This window comes from Chromobacterium fluminis (assembly GCF_011602385.1).
Taxonomy (GTDB): domain Bacteria; phylum Pseudomonadota; class Gammaproteobacteria; order Burkholderiales; family Chromobacteriaceae; genus Chromobacterium; species Chromobacterium fluminis.
Genome location: NZ_JAAOMA010000140.1, coordinates 1 through 330 on the forward strand (window position 1 = coordinate 1; position 330 = coordinate 330).

Genomic DNA, 330 nt, shown 5'->3' on the forward strand with positions numbered 1-330 from the left:
CGCTGCAGAAATACCCGCACGAATTCTCCGGCGGCCAGCGTCAGCGCATCGCCATCGCGCGCTGCCTGACCTTGAAGCCGGAAGTGCTGATCTGCGACGAATCGGTGTCGGCGCTGGACGTGTCGGTGCAGGCGCAAGTGCTGAACCTGCTGCAAGACCTGCAGGACGAATACGGCCTGTCCTATCTATTCATCTCGCACGACCTGGCGGTGGTGAAACACATCTCCGACCAAGTGATGGTGATGAACAAGGGCGAAGTGGTGGAGCAGGCGGACGCGGACCAGATCTACCGCGAACCGCGGGAGAGCTATACCCGCAAGCTGTTGGAGT

1 protein-coding gene is annotated in these 330 nt (G+C 60.9%); it reads left to right on the plus strand.

The window, feature by feature from the left end; all coding sequences use genetic code 11:
- A partial coding sequence (locus tag HA052_RS27225) for an ATP-binding cassette domain-containing protein (protein WP_166454453.1) occupies positions 1-330 on the plus strand: 330 nt, incomplete at both ends.